Annotated in this window: 1 protein-coding gene; it reads right to left on the bottom strand. The window is 26.4% G+C overall.

The window, feature by feature from the left end:
* The coding region (locus FLACOL7796_RS24280) for a glycosyltransferase family 2 protein (RefSeq protein WP_173973342.1) at window positions 1–811 on the bottom strand (811 nt) is incomplete at its 3' end.
* Window positions 812–940: the final 129 nt, after the last annotated feature.

Below are 940 nucleotides of genomic sequence, written 5' to 3'. Positions count from 1 at the left end.
AAGTGATATACCTTAAAGGGCTCAAAATTGCTTTTCCAATTCTAAACTCTAAACGTTCTATATTCTTATTTTTTTCATTTTCCTCTCTTTCAATCATATATAACAAGTGAATAATAAAATCTTCAAAATATAAGCAATACAAGTCTTTATGTTTTTCATATATAAAAAACCAAAGTTTATATTTTATCTTATTAGCTTTTGATGTCGTAGAATTTTTTTTTGACCTATAATTAAATAAAACCTCTGATATTACAAATGCTTTTCCTCCATTTTTTAATAATCGAATATAAAATTCCCAATCTTCAAAACCAAATCGCATCGTCTCATCATACCCTCCTGCAATAAGAAAATCTTTTTTTTTGAACATTGCACTACCTGTAGCTTCATTATACATTAAAAAATCTTTTAATTGGCCTCCTTGAGGATAATACAGACTACTAGTGAACTCATCAAATCTTTTTGTAAAAGAAGTTACTAAAGTGATTTTTGGGTCTGCAAAAGCAGACATAGCTTTTGTACAAAAAGTTGAATCAAAAAAATCATCACTATCTAATACCAAAATGTAATCTCCTCTTGCTGCTTCAATACCAACATTTCTAGCTTTACTTTGCCCTGAATTCTCTTGGGTAATAAGTTTTGTGATTTTTAATTCAAGTTGCTCTAAAACTTCTTTAGTCTTAGTATTTGAACCATCATCAACAACTATAACTTCTTTATTAGTATATGTTTGATTTAAAGCTGAATTTATAGCTTCCTCGACATATTGCCAATCGTTATAGCAGGGAATTATTATTGATATTAAACTTTCCATAAATTATTAACTATAAATAATTCCTTCCTTTCTGTCTATTAAACAAAACTTTTGTTTTTAAATCTTCTTTAGATAATAAATTATTTTTTGTGCAATTTACTTTTACATCAACAAAATTAAATTTTATTA

It is taken from the genome of Flavobacterium bizetiae, from assembly GCF_902804475.1.
Lineage (GTDB): Bacteria > Bacteroidota > Bacteroidia > Flavobacteriales > Flavobacteriaceae > Flavobacterium > Flavobacterium bizetiae.
The sequence above is the reverse complement of the archived record's forward strand: the minus strand, read 5'-3'. Positions and strand labels throughout refer to the sequence as shown.